The following is a 20325-nucleotide window of genomic DNA, read 5'->3' as shown; positions in this document are numbered from 1 at the left end:
TGAGCTTGTCGAAGGGCCGTTCTTTCTTTTGACGCCGCAAAACGAAGGACGGTGCTTCGACAAGCTCAGCACAAACGGGTTGAGTTTGGTTTTTCAGTCATGAAGGTCCGCATCCTCGGCTGCGGCACCTCGTCGGGGGTGCCGCGGCTCGGCAACGATTGGGGCCAGTGCGATCCCGACAATCCGCGCAATCTGCGCAGCCGCGCCTCGATCCTGATCTCGCTCGGCGGCTATCGCATCCTCGTCGACACCAGCCCCGACATGCGCCTGCAACTGCTCGCGGCACAGGTGGGCGAGGTCGATGCGGTGATCTGGACGCACGAACATGCCGACCACACCCACGGCCTCGACGACCTGCGCCAGGTCATGCACCTGCGCGGCTCGCCGGTGCCCTGCTATGCGCGCGATCATGTGCTCGATACGCTCAAATGGCGATTCACCTACGCTTTCGCCGGCAATGCCGGCTATCCGGCATCGGTCGATCCCGTCGACTTGATGGATCAGCAATCGATCGGCCCGATCGAGGTATCGGCGATCGAAATGCCGCACGGTCCGATCAAGGCCAGCGGCCTGATCTTCAGCGACGGTGCGCACAAGATCGGATATGCCACTGATTTTTCAAAGTTTACGGACGATATGGTCGATTTTTTCCAGGGCATCGACCTGTTCGTGATCGACGCCCTGCGCCGCTATCCGCATCCGACGCATCCGCACCTTGCCATGTCGCTCGCCGCGCTCGAAAAAGTCGGAAGTCCGCGCGCGATCATCACGCATATGGACAATACGATGGATTATGACGACCTTGCCGGCGAACTGCCGCCGGGCGTCGAGCCCGGCTATGACGGGCTGGAGGTGCAACTATGAACGATACGGCCGTCCATCTGATCTGGGGCGCGGGCTCGCTGGCGCTGGTGGTGAGCGCGCTTGTCGCGCGCCAATTGCCGATGAAGGACTGGGTCAGGATGGCGCTGGCGTGGGTCGCGATCTTCGGTCTGGTGTTCCTGGTGATCCGGACTTGGCAGGCAGTGACTTGAGCGCGACATCGTGGGCATCGTCATTGCGAGGAGCGAAGCGACGCGGCAATGACGAGGTGATGAAGCAACGAGTACCCTCTCTCCCGCTCACATCGTATTTAACATAATATATATTATCGGATAAATTCATGTCCCAGGATGCCGCCCCATCGCCCCCGTCCCCCATCGAGCGCCTACTTGGGGTCATGGCCCGTCTGCGCAACCCCGACGGCGGCTGCGAATGGGATCTCGCGCAGGATTTCTCGACGATCGCGCCCTATACGATCGAGGAAGCCTATGAGGTCGCCGATGCGATCGCCGGCGGCGACCCCGCGGCCATCTGCGACGAACTCGGCGACCTGCTGCTCCAAGTCGTCTTTCACAGCCAGATCGCGGCCGACGGCGGGCTGTTCGGCTTCGACGATGTCGCGACCGCCATCTCCGACAAGATGGAACGCCGCCATCCGCATATCTTCGGTGACGTCACGACGTCCGACGTGCGGCGGCAATGGGAGCAGATCAAGGCCGACGAGCGCGCCGCCGACGGCCCCAAGGGCGCGCTCGACGGCGTCGCGTTGTCGCTGCCGGCCTTGCTGCGCGCGCAGAAGCTGCAATCGCGCGCCGCGCGCGTCGGCTTCGACTGGCCCGACACCGACGGCCCGCGCGACAAGATCGCCGAGGAACTTGCCGAAGTGGCCGAGGCATCGAGCGATGCCGAACGCCATGAGGAGGTCGGCGACCTGCTCTTCGCCGTCGTCAACTACGCCCGCAAGCTCGGCGTCGATGCCGAGAGCGCGCTGCGCGACGCCAACAGGAAATTCGCGCGACGCTTTGCCGCCATGGAAGCCGATGCCGGCGGCAGTCTCGTGGGATTGCCGCTCGATGCGCAGGAAGCGCATTGGCAGGCGGTCAAGGCGGCGGAGCGTAGCTAACCCTACCCCGCACCCCGTTCGCCCTGAGCTTGTCGAAGGGCCGTTCTTTCTTTCCAAGTCGCGCGGAAAAGGACGGCGCTTCAACAAGCTCAGTACGAACGGATCAGGATACCTTGCCCGGAAACAGTCGCTCGAACCGCGCCATGTCCGCAGGATCGAGCCGCACCGTCAGCACATGCCCCTCACCCTCGGGCGCGTCGCCCAGCACCTCGCCGCGCGCGTGAAGCCACGCCGCCGCCTCGCCCTGCCCATAGCCCAGGAAAATCCGGTGCAATTTATGCTGCGCGGTCAGCTGCGCCGCCATCAGCTCGCGCGCCGCATCGACGCCTTCGCCGCTGACCGCCGAAATCACCGCGACGTCACTCCGCCGCGCCGCCATCTCCGCGATGACGGCACGCGCCTCGGGATCGGCGGTGTCGATCTTGTTCCAGATTTCGATCTGCGGGATCGCCGCGGGGGCCTCCGCGTCCCCTTCCCCGCCGTCCCGCGGCCCGTTCACCCCCAGCGAGATCGAGGATGGCGACAACATCGGCATATTGCGCCTCGCTGTCGGGATGCACGATGTCGCGGACGTGGACGATCAGGTCGGCGGTGGTGACCTCCTCCAGCGTCGCGCGGAAGGCCGCGACGAGTTCGGTCGGCAGGTCGGAGACGAAACCCACCGTATCGGACAAGATCGCCTTGTCGATGCCGGGCAGCCTTATCTCGCGCATCGTCGGGTCGAGCGTTGCGAACAGCATATCTTCCGCCATGACGTCACTTCCCGTCAGGCGGTTGAAAAACGTGGATTTTCCGGCGTTCGTATAGCCGACGAGCGCGACCACGGGCCAAGGCGCGCGCTGGCGCTTCGACCGCTGGAGCTGCCGCGTCCGCCGCGCTTCCTCCAGCTGTTTGCGGATGCGCGCCATGCGGCCCCGGATCATCCGCCGGTCGGCCTCGATCTGCGTTTCGCCTGGACCGCCGAGGAAACCGAAGCCGCCGCGCTGGCGTTCGAGGTGGGTCCAGCTGCGCACCAGCCGCCCCGCCTGATAATCGAGATGCGCCAGTTCGACCTGCAGCCGCCCTTCCGCCGTCGCTGCCCGCTCGCCGAAGATTTCGAGGATTAATCCTGTCCGATCAATGACTTTGGCCCCGAAAGCCGTCTCCAGATTGCGCTGCTGGATCGCCGTCAGTGCCGCATCGACGATGACGAGCTGCGCGGCAACTTCGCCAACTTCCGATTTAATGGCCTCAATCTGCCCGACGCCCAGCAGGGTGGCCGCGCGTGTCTGCCGCAGCCGCAACGGATAGACCGCCACGACCTCCAGCCCGATCGCGAGCGCCAGCCCCTTCGCCTCCTCGGCGCGCGCGTCGAGGTCGCGCGACAGGCGCTGGCTATGCCATTCGGGCACGATCAGCACCGCGGTGGCGCCGCGCGCGACCTCGTCATTATCGGACATGGCGTCGGTCAGGCGTCGCCCTCGGGCTCGCTGTCGGTCAGGTTGATCGGGCCGTTCGGCTGCACCGTCGAAATCGCATGCTTGTACACCAGCTGCACCTGCCGCTCGCGCTCGAGCAGCATGCAGAACAGGTCGAACGCGACGATATCGCCCTGGAGCATGACGCCGTTGACGAGGAACATCGTCACCGATTCGTCCGATTTGCGCACTGCATTCAGGAACACGTCCTGCAGCGCCTTGCCCTTGCTGGGCGGCGCATCGCGCAGGCTGTCGCCGAGCGCCGAGAGATCGAAGTCGTGCGACGGCATCACCGTCGAAATGGCATGCTTGTAGACGAGCTGCGACTGGCCGTCGCGGCGCAGCAGCAGCGAGAAATTGTCGAACCAGGTGATGATGCCCTGCAATTTGACGCCCTTGACGAGGAACATCGTCACCGGGGTCTTGCTGCGGCGGAGGGCGTTGAGGAAGAGATCTTGGAGATTCTGGTTTTTATCGGACACATTGGCCTCCTGTTCTTGGCGGACGAAGCCGCTTGATGCCCCTTGCTGGGCCACCATGTTCGTCATGGCGTGCCCAATATGCGGCAAAGCACCGGGAACGTCTAGCGTAAAGCCGATGGATGCTAGGCTTCGCCGTCCGAATGATCGGTCAAACCCAGAAGCTTCAGTTTCCGGTGCAACGCCGAGCGCTCCATGCCGATGAAGGTCGCCGTGCGCGAAATATTGCCCGAGAAACGATTGATCTGGATGCGCAGATATTCGCGCTCGAAATTCTCGCGCGCTTCCTTCAGCGGAATCGCGGTGATCGATTCGGCATTGGGCAGGATGTCGGTTCCGCCGCGCACCAGTTCGGACGGCAGCATATCGGCATCGATGCGCCCGAGCCGATCGCTCGGCGCAAGGATCATCACACGCTCGATGACATTGCGCAATTCGCGAACATTGCCCGGCCAATCGTGGGCCTGCAACGCCGCCATCGCTTCGGCGCTGATTTCGGGGGGCGGCGCGCGGCGATCGGCGGCGTAGCGGCCGACGAAATGCTCGCACAGCGCGGCAATATCGTCGCGCCGCTCGCGCAGCGACGGGATATGCACCGGCACGACATTGAGCCGGTAATAGAGGTCCTCGCGAAACCGGCTTTCGGCGATCTCGGTCATCAGATCGCGTGCCGAGCCGGAGATGATCCGTACATCGACGCGGATCATCGTGCGGCCGCCGACCCGGGTGAAGCTCTGGTCGGTGAGCACGCGCAATATCTTGCCCTGCGTGGTCAACGGCATGTCGGCAACCTCGTCGAGGAACACAGTGCCGCCGTGCGCCTGCTCGAGCAGGCCGACGCGGATAGCGCCATCCTCGCTTTCGGAGCCGAAGAGTTCGGCCTCGACCGTCTCCGGATCCATGCGCGCCGAGGAAATGACGCGGAAGGGCGCGCTGTGGCGGCCGCTCCAGCCATGAAGCACGCGCGCCGCCACTTCCTTGCCGACGCCGGCGGCGCCGGTGATCAGGACGCGGCTGCCCGTGCCGGCAACGCGCTTCAGCGTCGCCCGGACATTGTTGATCGCGGCACTGGTGCCGGTCAGTTCGTCGGCGGGCCCCGCGCGTTCACGAAGGCGCTCATATTCGAATTTCAGCCGCTCGCTCTCGGTCGCGCGCGCGACGAGATGAAGCAGGCGCTCGGCCTCGAAGGGCTTTTCGATGAAATCGAAGGCGCCGCGCCGGATGGCGGCGACGGCGGTATCGAGCCCGCCATGACCCGAGATGACAATGATCGGCAGCGTCGGATCGAACGCCTTGATCGCCTCCACCAGCCCCAGCCCGTCGAGCCGCGAACCTTGCAGCCACACGTCGATGAGCGCGAGCGACGGGCGCCGCTGGCGGATCGCCTCGAGCGCGGCGTCGCTGTCCGACGCGGTGCGCGCCTCATATCCTTCGTCTTCCATGACGTCGGCGACGAGCTCGCAAATATCGCGCTCGTCGTCGACGATCAGAATATCAAGCGCCATGATCGTCTCTGTTCTGGCGGTTCCGGAAGCGGCCCGGAACCGATTCGGCCTGCCCTGTTGTGGTGGTGTCGCTGCCCGTCCCGGCGAGCGGGCGCAGGCGGTCGGGGTGGAGGGTCAGCGTGACGCACGTCCCCTTCCCCGCCCGATTGTCGCTGAAATCAAGCTCGCCATAATGCTGCTCGACGATCTTCTTGACGATCGCGAGGCCGAGACCGGTGCCGCCCTGGCGGGTCGTCATATAGGGTTCGGCGATGGTGTCGCGGGCCTCGGGAAGGCCGATACCGTCGTCGGTGATGCGGATCAGAACTTCTCCATCTTTTCCCATATCGAGGATGGCCTGAACGTGGCCCAAGGGTAAAGTTTCGTCATTTTTCCTGTTTTCTTCAATTGCTTCCACCGCATTCTTGACGATATTCGTCAATGCCTGCGAAAGAAGTCTCCGGTCGCAGACCAGGGGTTCGATATCGTTCGGCACCTTGACGCTGAATTCGATGTCGGGCTTGGCGACCTCGAACAGGAACACCGCCTGTTTGAGGATGTCGCGGATATCCTCGACCCCGAAGGTCGGCTTGGGCATGCGCGCGAAGCTCGAAAATTCGTCGACCATGCGGCGCATGTCGTGGACCTGGCGGATCACCGTGTCGGTCAGCTTGCGGAACGTCGCCTGATCGCCCTCGACCTTGTCGCCGAAGCGGCGTTGCAGGCGCTCGGCGGCGAGCTGGATCGGGGTCAGCGGATTCTTGATCTCGTGCGCGATGCGGCGCGCGACGTCGGACCAGGCGGCGCGGCGCTGGTCGAGCAATTGCTGGGTGATATCCTCGAAGCTGAGCACGAAACCGTCGCCCTGCGCGACCGCCTTGGCAGCAAGCGTCGCGGGCTCGGCCTCCTTGCGCGCCAGCTGGACCACGGCTTCGCGCTGGTCGCCGGTGATCAGCCGCGCCAGCTCGGGCGCGACCTCTTCGAGCGGGCGGCCGGTCAGCTCTTCCGCGCGGCGGCCGATCAGGCGCTCGGCGGCGGCGTTGACGAGCAGGATGCGATGATCGGCATCGACCGAAACGACGGCCGACGAGACTCCGCTCAGCACCGCCTCGATGAAGCTGCGGCGGGCTTCGATCTGTTCGTTGGCGCTGACCAGCGCGCTGGTCTGCCCCTGAATCTGTTCGGTCATCCGGTTGAAGGCGCGGCTGAGGACCGAAATCTCGTCGTCGTGACTCGATGGCGTCACGCGCACCGACAGGTCGCCTTCCGCCGCGGTACGCGTCGCGCCGACGAGCGTACCGAGCGGGCGCACGATGCGGTCGGCGACGACGATCGCCGCGATCACTGCGAGCGCGAGCAGGAGCAGCGACCCCAGATAGAGCGCCCCGTTGAATTGCAACTGGAGCAGCTGCGACCGTTCGAAGAGCGCATTATAATCGGCGAGCACCGTCGCCGGCACGGACCGACTGCTGGAACCCGGGCACGTTGAAATCGCGCGAGGCGTAGACATAGGCGCGCCGCGCACCGGGCAGCTTGGTCGCCGCCTCGATGCGGTCCGACCGGCGCACGACGACAACATCTTCGCCGGCATCGAGCCGCTTTAGCATCTCGGGGGTCAGGCGGTTTTCGGCCGCCCGGTTGTCCGGATCGACCCCCGCCGCAGTTCGCGCGACCCCATCGCCGCCGATTTCGATCAGCGCCGATTCATTGAGGTTCCGGACCACCACCTGCTGGAAATAATAGTTGGAAAAATTGGGGTCATCGATGCGCGCGCGGCCAAGGAAGTTGCCGAGATCCTTGGCCATCGCGATGGTGTTGGCGCCGACTTCGCGCTGGTTCTCCTGATAATAGCCCTCCGCCAGGCTCGCGGCATTTTCGAACATACCGCGCGATCGGTCGGAAAACCAGAAATCGACCCCGAACTGAAAGAGCAGCGAGGCAAAGATCGCCACGAGCAAGGTCGGCGCCGCCGCGATCAGCGAGAAGAGCGCGACGAGGCGGACATGGAGACGCCCGCTGCCGCCCGCCATCGAGCGCATGGCGCGGGCGCGCGCGACACGGCTGCCGATCAGCACGATCAGCGCCATCGCGGGCACGAGGTTGGCCACCATGATCGTCGCGACCAGCGCCGGGGTGAGCAGCCGTTCGCTCTGGGCATCGCCGGTCAGGAAAATATAGGTGGCGATGCCGACGCTGACGATGACCGCCAGCGTGTAATATTCGGGACCGGCGAAGGTCCAGACGCGCGAGCGGGTGCCCTGCCCCTCGGCCTCCATCTGATTCACCGTCGTCGCGCCGTTCGCCATTGTTGCTTTGCTACGACAAACCTGTTGCATAGAAAACACACAATGTGCGGTCAGGTCACAACTGATCGCGGAAATCGGTTCGATCGGGCGTTGGCCGCGACGGTCGGGCCGAAACGAAACGTGGATTATCCTCGCCGCCCAGGTTGATCGTCATTGTCGTCGAAGCGAAGCAATCCACGGCGGGTAGGCCACTCCGGAGTGCTTCCCTTTCATCGCCCGTCACGGCGCGGGCCCTCCCTTGTCAAAGTTCCGGGGTGCGCCTAACCCCCCGGAAGGGTTGGGCCCGGATGCTTCGACCGGCACACTCCGTCATCAAAGATTGCTTCCGCTGAGCTCTATTCCAGCCACTCCCTACTTCGAACAGCTCAACATCGGGGTGGGCCGCCGCACGCTTGCCATCGGCCTGGCCGTCGTGATTGCGGCGCTCCTGCTGTTCATGCTGCTGTCGTGGGGCTCGGAAAAGCCGCCCCATCTTGAGGAAGAATTCGTCAGCGTCCTGAGCCTGCCGTCCGCGGAGGCGCCGCACGATGCGCGGGTACCGAGCAGCCCCAGACAGGATCGGGCGACATCGCCACAGCCAGCCCCCGATCAACCGCAGCAGCCGAGACCAACCGAAGCGCTGCCCGCGCAAGCGGCTCAACCGAAACCCGCCTCCACCATGCCGAGCTCAGGTCGAATGGCGACCATCGCCGGTGAATCCGCCCATCGGCACGCGCGCACCCGGCGGACAGGTCTATGGACCGCCCAATAAAGGCGATTCCCCGGCCCTTCGCGACTCCGAGCGGGTGGGAACGGCGCCGAATGGCGAGGCGCTCTACGCCGCCGCCTGGTATCGCGAACCGAGCGACGACGAGCTGCGCGGCTATCTGTCGACCGCCAGCGGACCCGGTTGGGGACTGATCGCCTGCCGGACCGCGCCGGATTACCGCGTCGAGGATTGCGTCGGACTGGACGAATATCCCAACGGGTCGCAAATCAATCGCGCGGTGCTCGCGGCGGCGTGGCAGTTCAAAGTGCGGCCACCTCGGGTCGGGGGGAAATCATTGGTGGGAAGTTGGGTCCGGATCAGGATCGACTACAACCGCGGCCTAGCGCTGACCGCCCCCAAAGCCGGTCAGACCCGCATCGGGTCGATCTCCAGCTGCCCCAGCCGCTTGCGCAGCGTGTTGCGGTTGATCCCCAGTCTCCGGGCCGCCTCGAGCTGATTGCCGCGCACGTCGCGCAGGACGCGGCGGAGAAGCGCCGCCTCGACGATCGCCTGGAGTCGTTCGTGGATCGCGCCGTCCTGTTCGGCGGCGGCCAATTCCTCGCGCGCCCAGTCGTCGACCGCGCGGCCGATGGCATCGGCGGGGGCGACGATCGGCGTGCCCTCCCCGCTTTCGTGCAGCACGGCCTCGACGTCGCGGACGCCGACGACGGTATCGCGCGACAGCACGGCGAGACGCTGGACGACGTTGCCCAGTTCGCGGACATTGCCGGGCCAGTCATAGCGTTCGAGCAATTGCATCGCGGCGGGCGCGAACTGGCGGTCGGGCAGGCCCGAGGCGCGCCCCGCGTCGACGAAATGGCGGATCAGCGCCGCTATGTCGCTGCGCCGGTCGCGCAAGGGCGGTAGCGTCACCGGAATGACGTTGAGCCGGTAGAACAGATCCTCGCGGAAGCGCCCGTCGGCGACGAGCGTGCGCATGTCGCGGTGCGTCGCGGCGACGACGCGGACGTCGGCACGCAGCGCCTGGCTGCCGCCGACGGTCGAATATTCGTTGCTCTGCAGCACGCGAAGCAGGCGGGTCTGCGCCTCCAGCGGCATGTCGCCGATCTCGTCGAGGAAGAGCGTTCCGCCCGCCGCCTGTTCGAACCGGCCAGCGCTGCGGCTGGTGGCGCCGGTGAAGGCGCCCTTTTCATGGCCGAACAGCTCCGCCTCGATCAGTTCGCGCGGGATCGCGGCCATGTTGATCGCCACGAAAGGCCCGGCGCGGCGCAGGCCGGTGGCGTGGATCGCGCGCGCGACGACCTCCTTGCCCGTCCCCGATCTCGCCAAGGATGAGCACCGCCAGGTCGTTCGAGGCGAGCCGCGCGATGGTGCGATAGACCGCCTGCATCGCCGGAGCGCGACCGACGAGGCCATGGCTGTCGGCGGGGCCCGCGTCGGCCGCCACGGCGGGTTCGGCACGGCGGCGCTTGAGCGCGGCGCGAACGCTGGTGGTCAGATCCTCGAGGTCGAACGGCTTGGGCAGATAATCATAGCTGCCGATGCCGGTCGCGCGCACGGCGGTGTCGAGCGTGTTCTGCGCCGACAGCACGATCACCGGCACGTCGGGATCGACTCCGGCGCCCGACAGCGAGTCGATGCCGTCGCCGTCGGGCAGGACCACGTCGGTGATGATGAGATCGGGTTCGTTCCCCGCAAGCCAGGCGTTGCGCTCGGCAATGGTGGTGACCGCCGCGAACACCCCCGATTCGCCGACCAGCGTTTCGCGGATGATGAGCGCGATCGTCGGATCGTCCTCGACGAGCAGGATCGTCTTTCCGTTCATGCGGTGCGCCCCTCTTTCGCCGCGGGCAGGTGGATCCGGAAGCGCGTCCATTCGCCGTCGCGCAGATGCTGGACCGTGCCGCCCATGTCGCGCGCGAGCTTGGCGACCAGCGCGAGGCCGAGACCCCGCCCCTCGCGCTTGGTCGTGACGAACGGGTCGAAGACGTCGCCGCGGATTTCGGCGGGAACGCCGGGGCCGTTGTCGCTGATCGCGACCTCGATCGGCAGCGCGATGCGCCCGCGCCCGTCGCCATTGTCGATCGAGAGGCCGTGGCGGTACGCCGTCGCGATGCGGACGGTGCCGTCGTCGCGGCCCGCGAGCACCTCGCTGGCGTTGGTGAGGAGATTCTGGAGAATTTGGACCATGGCGTCATGGTTGCCGAGCACGAGCGGCAGCGACGGATCGAAATCCTCGGCAAAACGGATGCCGGGAAGCTGGCGGGCGCGCACCGCCTCCATCGCCTGGTGGATCGGCTGGTAGAGGTTGAGCGGTTCGCAGGCGATCGGCTGGCCGCGCGAGAAATGCTCCATCTGGTCGATCAGGTTCGCGATGCGGTCGACCTCCGCGACGATCAGTTCGGTGAAGCGCGCCTTGCCGGCGTCGGCGCCGCGCGCGAGCAGTTGCGCCGCGCCGCGGATGCCGGCCAGCGGATTCTTGATCTCGTGCGCCAGCATCGAGGCGGCGGCGCCGGCGGCGCGGCCCGAACGGCCGATCGACCCGCCCATCAACTCGGCCTCGCGCTGCGACGGGACGAGTGCGAGAATGCGGTGGCCGCTCTGGCCATAGGGGACCATCTGCATATCGACCGCGATCGATTTGCGGCCGCCGACGCTGATCTCCGCGCCGTGGGCGAAGAGCGCCGAATAGGCGGGATCGCTCATCCGCTGGCGGTAATTGCGGTCCATGTCGATGACATCGTAGACGACCTGGCCGACCATCGCGGCGCGGCCGGTATTGCAAAGCTGTTCGGCGGCGGCGTTGACGAAGAGGATGACGCCGTTGCGGTCGATGAGCAAAGTCGCGACGGGATGCGACTGGATCAGTTCGTCATGGTCGAAGGTCGGGATGCTCGACGTCAGCGCGCTCACGCGGCGGCCCTGGTCAGATGCGGTCCGTAAAAGGCCTCGAGCGCGTCGAGCACGCCCTGGCTGTCGGGAATCTGGTTGACCTTGTTGCGGAACTCGGCCGAGCCGTGCAGCCCCTTGACGTACCAGCCGAGGTGCTTGCGCGCCATATTGACGCCCGTGATTTCTCCATAATGGTCGATCATCGCCCGATAATGCGATGTAATGACGTCATATTGTTCGTCTAGGCCGGGATCGGGGCGCCCGGCCTCGCCGCGCAGCGCCGCCATCACCTGCCCCAGCAGCCAGGGGCGACCATAGGCGCCGCGGCCGATCATGACGCCGTCAGCGCCGCTCTGCGCGAGCGCGGTCTTCGCATCATCGGCCGAGCAAATGTCGCCGTTGACGATCACCGGGATTGATACCGCGTCCTTGACCTGGCGCACGAACGCCCAATCGGCCTCGCCGCGATACATCTGGTTGCGGGTGCGGCCGTGGACGGTGACGAGCTTGGCACCGAGATCCTCGGCGATATGCGCGAGTTCGGGGGCGTTGAGGCTGTCGTGGCACCAGCCCATGCGCATCTTGACCGTCACCGGCACGCTCACGGCCTTGACGCAGGATTCGATCAGCGCGGCGGCGAGCTTCAGGTCGCGCATCAGCGCCGAGCCCGCTTCGCCGTTGGTGACCTTGCGCACCGGGCAGCCCATGTTGATGTCGATGATCGCCGCGCCGCGATCCTCGTTGAGCTTCGCCGCCTCGCCCATTTCATAGGGAGTGCAGCCGACGAGCTGCATCGACACCGGCTCCTCGACCGGGTCCCAGGCGGCTTTCTGGATCGACTGGCGTGTCTCGCGGATTGCGGCCTGGCTGGCGATCATTTCGGTGACGTTGAGCCCCGAGCCGTAATAGCGCACGAGCTTGCGGAACGGCAGGTCGGTGACGCCCGTCATCGGCGCGAGGATCACGGGATCCGCGATGGTGATGTTGCCGATACGGATGGGCCGCAGCCCGGGCGGCGTGGGGGGGATCGTCATCATTTTGCCTAAAATTTGGGCAGCGCCTACCCTATTGCCGCGCCGACAGCAAGCGATTACCCGCGTGAGCCATGGATGAAGCCGCCCTCCCCGCCCCTGCCGCCGCCGTCATCGTGGCGGCCGGTCAGGGATTGCGCGCGGGCCAGCCGCTCCCCAAGCAGTTCGCCCCGTGGCGCGGCAAGCCGGTGGTACGCCATTCGGCGGAGGCGCTGGCTGCGGCGGGGATCGGGCCGATCGTTGTGGCGATCCCCGAAGGCGGCGATGCGCTGGCCGAAGCGGCGCTTGCGGACATTCCCGGCGTGCGGCTGGTCACGGGCGGTGCGACGCGTCGGCAATCGGTGCGGCTGGCGCTGGAAGCGTTGGCGGACGACCCGCCCGCACGGGTGCTGATTCATGATGCGGCGCGGCCGGTTTTGCCCGCCGCGGTGATCGCACGGCTGCTCGCGGCGCTCGACGCACGGCCGGGCGCGATCCCGGTGCTGTCGGTGGTCGACAGCCTCACCGAGGCCGACGGCAACGTGATGGGCGCGCCCGCACGGCGCGAGCGGCTGCGCCGGGTGCAGACGCCGCAGGCGTTCGACTTTGCTGCGATTCTGGCGGCGCATCGTGGCTGGAGCGGCCCCGACGATGCTGGCGATGATGCGCAGGTTGCGCGGGCGGCGGGGCTAGCGGTGGCGCTGGTCGAAGGAGACGAGGCGTTGCATAAACTGACCTTTGCTAGGCGACTTCGCCGCCGCGGCGCCTATGCGTGTGGGAACCGGCTACGACGTCCACCGGCTCGCGGCGGGCGAGGAATTGTGGCTTTGCGGCGTGAAGATTCCGCATGATTTCGGGCTCGCCGGGCATAGCGACGCCGATGTCGCGATCCATGCGCTGGTCGATGCGATCCTGGGGGCGATCGGCGAAGGCGATATCGGCCAGCATTTCCCGCCGAGCGACGCCCAGTGGCGTGGCGCGCCGTCGTCGCTGTTCCTGCGCCATGCCGCGCGGCTTGCGGCCGAAAAGGGCTACGCGATCGGCAATGTCGATGTCACGATCATCTGCGAGGCACCGAAAATCGGTCCGCATCGCGCGGCGATGCAGGACACTGTCGCGGACTTGCTGGGCATCGCGCCCGACGCGGTGAACATCAAGGCTACGACGACCGAGCGCCTTGGCTTTGCGGGGCGCGGCGAAGGCATTGCGGCGCAGGCGGTTGCGGCGCTAAGACGATATTAAGACGGCTTTGGGACCGGACTTCAAGGGGGCAACGATGGCACGACGGTTTATGGCTTTGATCGCGGGCGCGGCGCTGGTCGCGGCGGGTCCGGCGCAGGCGCAGAGCATGGCCTGCATCACGCCGGGCGAAATGGAGGGGCTGGTCACCTATTTCGTTCCGCAGGTGATAGACGGCGTGATCGAAACCTGTTCCACGCATCTGCCAGCGGACAGCTATGTGCGCGCCGGGCTGCCGTCGCGTGCTGACGAGCTGCGCGGCATGAGCGACACCTCCTGGTCGAGCGGCACGTGCCGCCTTCCTCAAGATCGGGGCACGCAAGAGCGACAAGAATGTGGAAGAAATGGCCGAACTCCCCGACGAGATGCTGCGGCCGATGCTCGACCTGTTCCTGGTCGAGGCGATGGGCATCAAGCTGACCCCCGACAGCTGCGGCGAGGTCAACGACATCAGCGAGGCGCTCTCGCCGCTGACCGGCGCCCAGACGGCGCATCTGCTGGCGGTGACGCTGAGCGCCGCGGCGCGCGGCGACAAGGAAATCGGAAGCTGCCCGCGCAGCGAGGCCGGACAGGGCTGAAGCCCGCCGCCCGCGCGCATAAAGGAGAATTTCAGTGCTCTCCATCTTGTCTCGCCGATGACCGGCGCCCGTCAAACCAAGGAGCGGAGCGCCAGACGCGCGGCGCTCGCCGACACCGTGCTGGCGGCCAATCGCGCGGCCGCGCGGCGAGTCGCGGTCGCCGAAAGCTGCACCGGCGGCATGGTATGCGTGGCGCTGACCGACGTTCCCGGCAGTTCGGACGTGTTTTCGGCGGGCTTCGTTACCTATTCGGCCGATGCCAAGCAACGCCAGCTCGACGTCAGCACCGAGATATTGGAAACGTTCGGAGAAGTGTCGCTGGCCACCGCTTGGGCGATGGTGACCGGCGCGCTGGCGAACAGCGACGCCGACGTCGCGGTCGCGATCACCGGGATCGCCAGCCCAGGCGGCGGATCGGAGAAGAAGCCGGTCGGGCTCGTGGTCTTCGCGCGCGGGCTGCGCGGGCAGGATCCCGACGCTTATTTCACCCAGCGGGTACAGTTCGAAGACGGCGACCGCGGATCGATTCGCCACCATGCCGCGATGTTCGCGCTCGACTTGCTCCGGCCCGAAAAGGATGAGCTCGGGCCGTCCGAGGATATTGCGCTGCTCGAGCACGATGAAGCGCACGCGCGTCGCGTCCGCTTTCGGGGTTCAGCAGACCTTTCAGGCGCGCTGATCTTGCCTTTCGCGGGCGGGAGGGCAGCTAAGTGTCCGTCTTTACCCGAATGCCGACGTCGTTGCCGGTCACGGAATGGCGTAGGTCACATTCGCCTGCCCGACTGGTTTGTCGGGGTCGTCGGTCCAGATGCGCACGTCCATGACGGCAAGCCGCTTGCCGAGCCGCAGCATCGACGCGTCGGCGAACAAGGGGCCGGGCCGGCAAGGACGCAGGAACTGATAATTGAGGCCGCTGGTCACCGCCATCGCCACCGGGCCGATATGCGCAAGGACGAGCGCATAGGCAGCCATGTCGGCGAACCCCATCTGCGTCGGGCCCGAGATCAGCCCGCCCGGACGGAGCGCCTTGTCATTGGGGTCCATCCGTGCCCGGACATGGCCCGGCGCGGCACAGACCACATAGCCGCGCGACCCCGGTTCGGCATGGGGGAAGGCCCGCTTCATGAAATCGTTGAGCGCATCCGCATCCAGGCGGATCGCGCTCGACGAGATTGGAGTGCCCTCCACCGCCATGCCGGTCAGCGCGTCAGCTTCTTGTAGGTCGTCGCGTGCGGACGCGTCGCGCCGTCGCCGAGGCGGCGGATCTTGTCCTCCTCATAGGCCTCGAAATTGCCCTCGAACCATTCGACATGGCTGTCGCCCTCGAAGGCGAGGATGTGCGTCGCGAGGCGGTCGAGGAAGAAGCGGTCGTGGCTGATCACCACGGCGCAGCCCGCGAAATTCTCCAGCGCTTCCTCGAGCGCGGCGAGCGTTTCGGTGTCGAGGTCGTTGGTCGGTTCGTCGAGCAGCAGCACATTGCCGCCCTGTTTCAGCATCTTGGCCATATGGACGCGGTTGCGTTCGCCGCCGGAGAGCTGGCCGACCTTCTTCTGCTGGTCGACGCCCTTGAAATTGAACGCGCCGACATAGGCGCGCGTCTGCATCTCGTGCTTGCCGATGTTCATCAGCTCGTGCCCCCCCGAGATTTCCTCCCAGACATTCTTGTTGGCATCGAGCGCGTCACGGCTCTGGTCGACATAGCCGAGGCGCACGGTGTCCCCGATGACGACCTCGCCGTTGTCGGGGGTTTCCTGGCCGGTGATGAGGCGGAAGAGGGTCGACTTGCCCGCGCCGTTGGGGCCGATGACGCCGACGATGCCGCCCGGGGGCAGCGTGAAGGAGAGGTCCTCGAACAGCAATTTGTCGCCATAGGCCTTCGAGATATTATGGACCTCGATCACCTTGCCGCCGAGGCGTTCGGGGACCTGGATGACGATCTGCGCCTTGCCGGGGGTGCGGTTTTCCTGGGCCTCGACGAGCTGGTCGAAGGATTTGATACGCGCCTTCGACTTGGCCTGACGCGCCTTGGGCGACTGCCGGATCCATTCGAGCTCGTCCCTGATCGCCTTCTGGCGGCCCTGATCCTCGCGCGCCTCCTGTTCGAGGCGCTTGCCCTTCTTTTCGAGATAGGTCGAGTAGTTGCCTTCGTAGACGAAATAGCGGCCGCGATCGAGTTCGAGGATCCAGTTCACGACATTGTCGAGGAAATAGCGGTCGTGGGTGACGAGAATGACGTTCCCCGGATAGTCGACGAGATGCTTCTCCAGCCACGCGACGCTTTCGGCGTCGAGGTGGTTGGTCGGCTCGTCGAGCAGCAGGATCGACGGCTTTTCGAGCAGCAGGCGGGTGAGCGCGATGCGGCGCTTTTCACCGCCCGACAGATTTTCGACGCCCCAGTCGCCCGGCGGACAGCGCAGCGCCTCCATCGCGATTTCGAGCTGGTTGTCGAGCGTCCAGCCGTCGACCGCGTCGATCTTTTCCTGGAGTGTGCCCATTTCCTCCATCAGCGCGTCGAAATCGGCATCCTCGGGCGGGTCGGCCATCAGCGCGCTGATCTCGTTAAAGCGCTCCATCATGTCGGCAACGGGGCGGACGCCGTCCATGACATTTTCCTTGACCGTCTTCCTGGGGTCGAGTTCGGGCTCCTGCGCCAGATAACCGACGGTGATCCCCTCGCCCGGCCAGGCTTCGCCGGCAAAATCGGTGTCCATGCCCGCCATGATCTTCATCAGCGTCGACTTGCCGGTGCCGTTCGGGCCGACGATCCCGATCTTGGCATCGGGGTAGAATTGCAGGCTGAGGTTGTTGAGCGTCGGCTTTTGCGCGCCGGGATAGGTCTTGGTCAGACCCTTCATCACGAAACTATATTGGGCGGCCATGGGATTTGCTCCGGTGGTGGCTGGGCCGCGCGGGCGGCCGGGAGAGATGTTGCGCGCCGGTTAGCGAATGGGCGGCTGCTTGGCAATCGGCGCTTGCGCGCGCGCTGCTGGCGGTTACGAAAGCGACATGAAAATCATCGCTCCCCTGGTCCGCACGGCGGGCTTCGCCTTTGCCTCCACGGCGTTCATCGCCTCCAGCGCCACCGCCATTCCGCCTCCTCCGCCGCCGACCGCAGTTCAGTTGGCACAGCGCGGCGACGATATCGCCTGGTCGATCACCGAGGATCTGACGACCGAGATCGGCCAGCGCATGGCGGGGACCGAAGCCGAAGCCGCCGCGCGGCGCTGGGCGGTGGCGCGATTGCAGGCAATGGGGTTCGCCAATGTCCGTGAGGAACAGTTCGACATGCCGGTGTGGGTGCGCGGCACCGAGGAGGCGTCGCTGATCGGCCCGTTCCTTCCCCAGAAGCTGACCATCTCGGCGCTCGGCAACAGTGCCTCGACCGGACCCAAGGGGATTGAAGGCGATATTGTCTATTTCGCGAGCTATGATGCGCTGGTCGCGGCGCCCGACACGCAGGTGAAGGGCAAGATCGTCTTCATCGACAACCAGATGGAGCCGGCGCAGGACGGCAGCGGCTATGGCCAATATGGCCGCGGGCGCTTCCTTGGCGCCAACGCCGCGTCGAAGAAGGGCGCGATCGCGGTCGTCATCCGCTCGATCGGCACCGACAACCACCGCGTGCCGCACGTCGGCGGCACCAATTTCGAAGACGGCGTGAAGCCTATCCCCGCGGGCGCGCTGTCGAACCCCGACGCTGACCAGCTGGTGCGCCAGTGGAAGCGCGCGCTGATGATGCCCAAGGAGCAGACCGAACTCGGCTATATTCCCGAGCCGGTGCGCATGAAGCTTGTGCTGACCCCGCAGAATCTGGGCACGAAGCATTCGGGCAATGTCGTTGCCGAGGTGCCGGGCAGCGATCCTGCTGCGAGTCCAGTCATGATCGCCTGCCACCTCGACAGCTGGGACCTCGGTACCGGGGCGATCGACGATGCGGCGGGCTGTGGCATCGTCACGGCGGCCGCGAAGCATGTGATGACCGCTGCGACCAGCCGCGCCGCACGATCCGCATCCTGTGGGCGGGCGCCGAAGAGGTCGGGGTGTTCGGCGGCAAGGCCTATTTCGCAAAACATGGCACGGAGAAACATGCGGTCGCGCTTGAATCGGATTTCGGGGCGGACCGCGTCTGGCGCGTCAATTTCAAATTGCCCGCCAGCGCCAAGGGACTCGAGGACCGGATCGCCGCCGAACTGTCCGCTTTCGGGATCGTGCGCGGCAAGACGCCGGCGAGCGGCGGGGCCGATATCGGTGCGCTCGTCGCGGCCGGGATCCCCGCGATCGACCTGCAACAGGACGGCACGCGCTATTTCGATCTGCACCATACGGCCGACGACACGCTCGACAAGATCGATCCGGCGCAACTCAGGCAGAATGTGGTTGCCTGGACCGCGACTCTGGCGATTCTCGCCGAAAGCAGCGACGCCGAACTGCCTTGATACTCAACTAAAAAGGTAGGATTTCTGCCGCCGCCGCCTCAACTCAATTATTTTTGTTGACGATTGGCACGGAACGGCTAAATCCCGCCGCTCGCGGGACGGGAAACTTCCCCATCGCGGAAAGGCATTTTAGGGAGCCACACATCATGAAGAAGTTTGCTGCTATCGCCGTTGCTGCCAGCATGTTCGCCCTCGCCGCTTGCGGTGAAAAGGCTGCTGAAGAAGCCACCCCGGAAGCCCCGGCTGCTGAAGCCGCTGCCGAGCCCGTCGCCGAAGGCGCCGACGCCGCCGCCGCGACCGCCGAAGCCGCTGCCCCGGCCGCCGAAGGCGCTGCTCCGGCCGCTGCCGCTCCGGCCGCTGAAGGCGCCGCTGCCGCTCCGGCTGAAGAAAAGAAGTAAGTCGCAGCCCTTCGGGGCGATGACTGAAACGAAAGAGGCGGCCTTCCTCGGGAAGGCCGCCTTTTTTCGTTCGATGTATCTGACGGCGGCCAAGATCGCCGCCGCCCCGCGCGGATCATTTGCGTTCGACGACGATCTTGATCGCTTCCATCCGCTCGGCTTTCGCCGCGCGTCCCGCAATATTGTTCGCTCGTCACCGGCCCGACGTCGGCGTGCCCTTCGAGATGGCACCAATATTGGAGCGAGAAGAAAGGCGCCGCTGGCCCGGTCAGGCGCACTGCCCAGCCTTCAACACGCCGGCTTTCGCCCCGCGTGCCGCAAAACCGGGGCTCGCTCATATAGGGCGTGTCGCCGCTGCCCTCGATATGACACATATATTCCAGCCCAAGTCCCGGCACATTGTCGGTGATGTCGAGCGACAGCCCCTCCAGCCGTAGGCTGCGGCCCTTCGTGCCGACCCATTCGCCGCCCACGCCCTTGATGTCGGCGAGTGACTGGATGTGCGTCAGCACCTCGATCCGCGGGCGAAAGCCCTTGATCTCCCAGGGCTCGACTTTCGCCGGCGCCTCGTAGCGCGGGATCGCGATCCGCTCGGGCTGGAAGCCGTTCGCCGACACCGTCAGCCGCATCGGCTGTCCTTCGACGCGCCGCACGTTGAGCGGGTGATAGCTTTGCGCCGACATGGTTTCCGGCGGCTCCTCGGTGAACGAACCTCCGGCGAGTTCGACCCTCAGCGTCGCCGGAGTTCCGGGCGGCGGCGAATTCCAGAAAATGTCGGCGGCGAAATAGTCGGGCGATATCTCGATCGGGATCAGGTGGAGCCCGACGGCCTGCTGCTTGCGGATGCGCAGGCATTCGACATAGGCGCTGAATGCCTCTCGCGGCACGAACTGCGCGACATAATAGGCCGACTCGTTAAAATCGTAATTAAACCGGCTTTGTTGGACCTCTCGCGAACGCGCCTCGTTGAACTGGTCGAAATTGGCAAAGGCGCTGATCGGCGTCCCGTTGACGATGAAATCCGCTCCGCCCGACAAGCTCTTGCGCTTGCTCTCGAAATTGGAGCGGTCGATCAGGTTCATCGTCGCGATGCGCAGGCTGGTATCATATTGCCAAGCGACGTTGCTCGAAATCAGTACATCGGAACATCGCTCGGCCTGGGCTTGGGCCGGAACGGCGCAGAAGGCGGATAACATAGCGGCGGCGTAGGCATAACGGTACATGGTTCACCCTCCCCTGAAGGACCAGGCGCCGGACCGGCGGATGCTGGGGCCAAAGAGAGCGCTGGTCGTTGGGGGAGGCGACCATGTTTGCCCGACCGATAATAGGCGATGATATGTCCGTTATGGATGGCTGCAGGCGCAATTTATCCGCGTCTAGCCCGGCTTTGCC

At 65.7% G+C, this 20325-nt stretch carries 14 protein-coding genes and 5 pseudogenes; 8 read left to right on the top strand and 11 right to left on the bottom strand.

The annotated features are described in order from the left end of the window. Nucleotides 1-99: 99 nt before the first annotated feature. The 3 genes from N0A20_RS06685 (at nt 100) to mazG (ending at nt 1945) form a co-directional block, all read left to right on the top strand. Nucleotides 100-864, top strand: a complete 765-nt coding sequence (locus N0A20_RS06685) for an MBL fold metallo-hydrolase (protein WP_260583140.1) — start codon at nt 100-102, stop codon at nt 862-864. Then, nucleotides 861-1034, top strand: coding sequence for a hypothetical protein (locus N0A20_RS06680; protein ID WP_260583139.1), 174 nt, complete (start codon nt 861-863; stop codon nt 1032-1034). The genes N0A20_RS06685 and N0A20_RS06680 overlap by 4 nt, the downstream gene beginning before the upstream one ends. 185 nt (nt 1035-1219) lie before the next feature. Beyond that, nucleotides 1220-1945, top strand: coding sequence for a nucleoside triphosphate pyrophosphohydrolase (gene mazG, locus N0A20_RS06675; protein WP_409574740.1), 726 nt, complete (start codon nt 1220-1222; stop codon nt 1943-1945). A gap of 103 nt (nt 1946-2048) precedes the next feature. Here mazG and hflX read toward each other — a convergent pair. From hflX to N0A20_RS06650, 5 genes and pseudogenes are all read right to left on the bottom strand, one after another. Continuing rightward, nucleotides 2049-3384 (bottom strand): annotated as a pseudogene (gene hflX, locus N0A20_RS06670) (GTPase HflX). 8 nt (nt 3385-3392) lie between these two features. Beyond that, nucleotides 3393-3884: an RNA chaperone Hfq gene (hfq, locus tag N0A20_RS06665; RefSeq protein ID WP_409574739.1), complete on the bottom strand. Its 492-nt coding sequence runs from the start codon at nt 3882-3884 to the stop codon at nt 3393-3395. A 122-nt stretch (nt 3885-4006) separates the two neighbouring features. Then, nucleotides 4007-5386, bottom strand: a complete 1380-nt coding sequence (locus N0A20_RS06660; protein ID WP_260583137.1) for a sigma-54-dependent transcriptional regulator — start codon at nt 5384-5386, stop codon at nt 4007-4009. After that, a complete protein-coding gene (locus tag N0A20_RS06655; protein WP_260583136.1) occupies nt 5376-6824 on the bottom strand; it encodes a sensor histidine kinase in 1449 nt (482 codons plus the stop codon). The genes N0A20_RS06660 and N0A20_RS06655 overlap by 11 nt, the downstream gene beginning before the upstream one ends. Further along, nucleotides 6796-7671, bottom strand: coding sequence for a hypothetical protein (locus N0A20_RS06650; RefSeq protein WP_260583135.1), 876 nt, complete (start codon nt 7669-7671; stop codon nt 6796-6798). Before N0A20_RS06650 ends, N0A20_RS06655 begins: the two co-directional genes overlap by 29 nt. 692 nt (nt 7672-8363) lie before the next feature. Between N0A20_RS06650 and N0A20_RS06645 the strand changes: the two genes are divergently transcribed. Beyond that, entirely contained in the window at nt 8364-8876 is a 513-nt protein-coding gene (locus N0A20_RS06645; RefSeq protein ID WP_260583134.1) for a hypothetical protein, read from the top strand. On the opposite strand, the pseudogene ntrC reads toward N0A20_RS06645, so the two are convergent. The 3 genes and pseudogenes from ntrC to dusB all read right to left on the bottom strand — a co-directional run bounded on the left by ntrC (nt 8786) and on the right by dusB (nt 12306). Then, nucleotides 8786-10205: pseudogene (gene ntrC / locus N0A20_RS06640) on the bottom strand (nitrogen regulation protein NR(I)). The gene N0A20_RS06645 and the pseudogene ntrC sit on opposite strands and share 91 nt — an antisense overlap. Beyond that, a complete protein-coding gene (locus tag N0A20_RS06635) occupies nt 10202-11293 on the bottom strand; it encodes a nitrogen regulation protein NR(II) (RefSeq protein WP_260583133.1) in 1092 nt (363 codons plus the stop codon). Before N0A20_RS06635 ends, ntrC begins: the two are co-directional and overlap by 4 nt. Next, nucleotides 11290-12306 (bottom strand): tRNA dihydrouridine synthase DusB, encoded by a 1017-nt coding sequence (dusB, locus tag N0A20_RS06630; RefSeq protein ID WP_260583132.1) that lies wholly within the window; start codon nt 12304-12306, stop codon nt 11290-11292. The genes N0A20_RS06635 and dusB overlap by 4 nt, the downstream gene beginning before the upstream one ends. Nucleotides 12307-12377: 71 nt before the next feature. Here dusB and N0A20_RS06625 point away from each other — a divergent pair. The 3 genes and pseudogenes from N0A20_RS06625 to N0A20_RS06615 all read left to right on the top strand — a co-directional run. Next, nucleotides 12378-13524 (top strand): annotated as a pseudogene (locus tag N0A20_RS06625) (bifunctional 2-C-methyl-D-erythritol 4-phosphate cytidylyltransferase/2-C-methyl-D-erythritol 2,4-cyclodiphosphate synthase). A gap of 341 nt (nt 13525-13865) precedes the next feature. Next, on the top strand, nt 13866-14099 hold the full coding sequence (locus N0A20_RS06620; protein ID WP_260583131.1) for a hypothetical protein: 234 nt from the start codon (nt 13866-13868) through the stop codon (nt 14097-14099). Between the two features lie 57 nt (nt 14100-14156). Further along, nucleotides 14157-14672: pseudogene (locus N0A20_RS06615) on the top strand (CinA family protein); the annotation flags it as partial. 174 nt (nt 14673-14846) lie between these two features. On the opposite strand, the gene N0A20_RS06610 reads toward N0A20_RS06615, so the two are convergent. Then, nucleotides 14847-15071 (bottom strand): PaaI family thioesterase, encoded by a 225-nt coding sequence (locus N0A20_RS06610; RefSeq protein ID WP_260583848.1) that lies wholly within the window; start codon nt 15069-15071, stop codon nt 14847-14849. Between the two features lie 227 nt (nt 15072-15298). Then, nucleotides 15299-16978 (bottom strand): energy-dependent translational throttle protein EttA, encoded by a 1680-nt coding sequence (ettA, locus tag N0A20_RS06605; RefSeq protein ID WP_260583130.1) that lies wholly within the window; start codon nt 16976-16978, stop codon nt 15299-15301. A 127-nt stretch (nt 16979-17105) separates the two neighbouring features. Between ettA and N0A20_RS06600 the strand changes: the two are divergent. Further along, nucleotides 17106-18535: pseudogene (locus N0A20_RS06600) on the top strand (M28 family peptidase). Nucleotides 18536-18578: 43 nt separating this feature from the next. Here N0A20_RS06600 and N0A20_RS06595 read toward each other — a convergent pair. After that, nucleotides 18579-20156, bottom strand: a complete 1578-nt coding sequence (locus tag N0A20_RS06595; protein ID WP_260583129.1) for a hypothetical protein — start codon at nt 20154-20156, stop codon at nt 18579-18581. Nucleotides 20157-20325 lie beyond the last annotated feature (169 nt).

The organism is Sphingopyxis sp. PET50, assembly GCF_025244705.1.
In the GTDB taxonomy this organism is placed as follows: Bacteria; Pseudomonadota; Alphaproteobacteria; order Sphingomonadales; family Sphingomonadaceae; genus Sphingopyxis.
Note: the sequence above shows the minus strand (reverse complement) of the source record. Positions and strands in the feature narration are given on the sequence as shown.

Coding starts and splice junctions, on each gene's coding strand:
- N0A20_RS06680 (WP_260583139.1), top strand. CDS start 861: ATGAACGATACGGCCGTCCATCTGATCTGGGGCGCGGGCTCGCTGGCG.
- dusB (WP_260583132.1), bottom strand. CDS start 12,306: ATGACGATCCCCCCCACGCCGCCCGGGCTGCGGCCCATCCGTATCGGC.
- ettA (WP_260583130.1), bottom strand. CDS start 16,978: ATGGCCGCCCAATATAGTTTCGTGATGAAGGGTCTGACCAAGACCTAT.
- N0A20_RS06595 (WP_260583129.1), bottom strand. CDS start 20,156: ATGTACCGTTATGCCTACGCCGCCGCTATGTTATCCGCCTTCTGCGCC.
- N0A20_RS06650 (WP_260583135.1), bottom strand. CDS start 7,671: ATGGCGAACGGCGCGACGACGGTGAATCAGATGGAGGCCGAGGGGCAG.
- N0A20_RS06620 (WP_260583131.1), top strand. CDS start 13,866: ATGGCCGAACTCCCCGACGAGATGCTGCGGCCGATGCTCGACCTGTTC.
- N0A20_RS06610 (WP_260583848.1), bottom strand. CDS start 15,071: ATGGCTGCCTATGCGCTCGTCCTTGCGCATATCGGCCCGGTGGCGATG.
- N0A20_RS06660 (WP_260583137.1), bottom strand. CDS start 5,386: ATGGCGCTTGATATTCTGATCGTCGACGACGAGCGCGATATTTGCGAG.
- mazG (WP_409574740.1), top strand. CDS start 1,220: ATGGCCCGTCTGCGCAACCCCGACGGCGGCTGCGAATGGGATCTCGCG.
- N0A20_RS06685 (WP_260583140.1), top strand. CDS start 100: ATGAAGGTCCGCATCCTCGGCTGCGGCACCTCGTCGGGGGTGCCGCGG.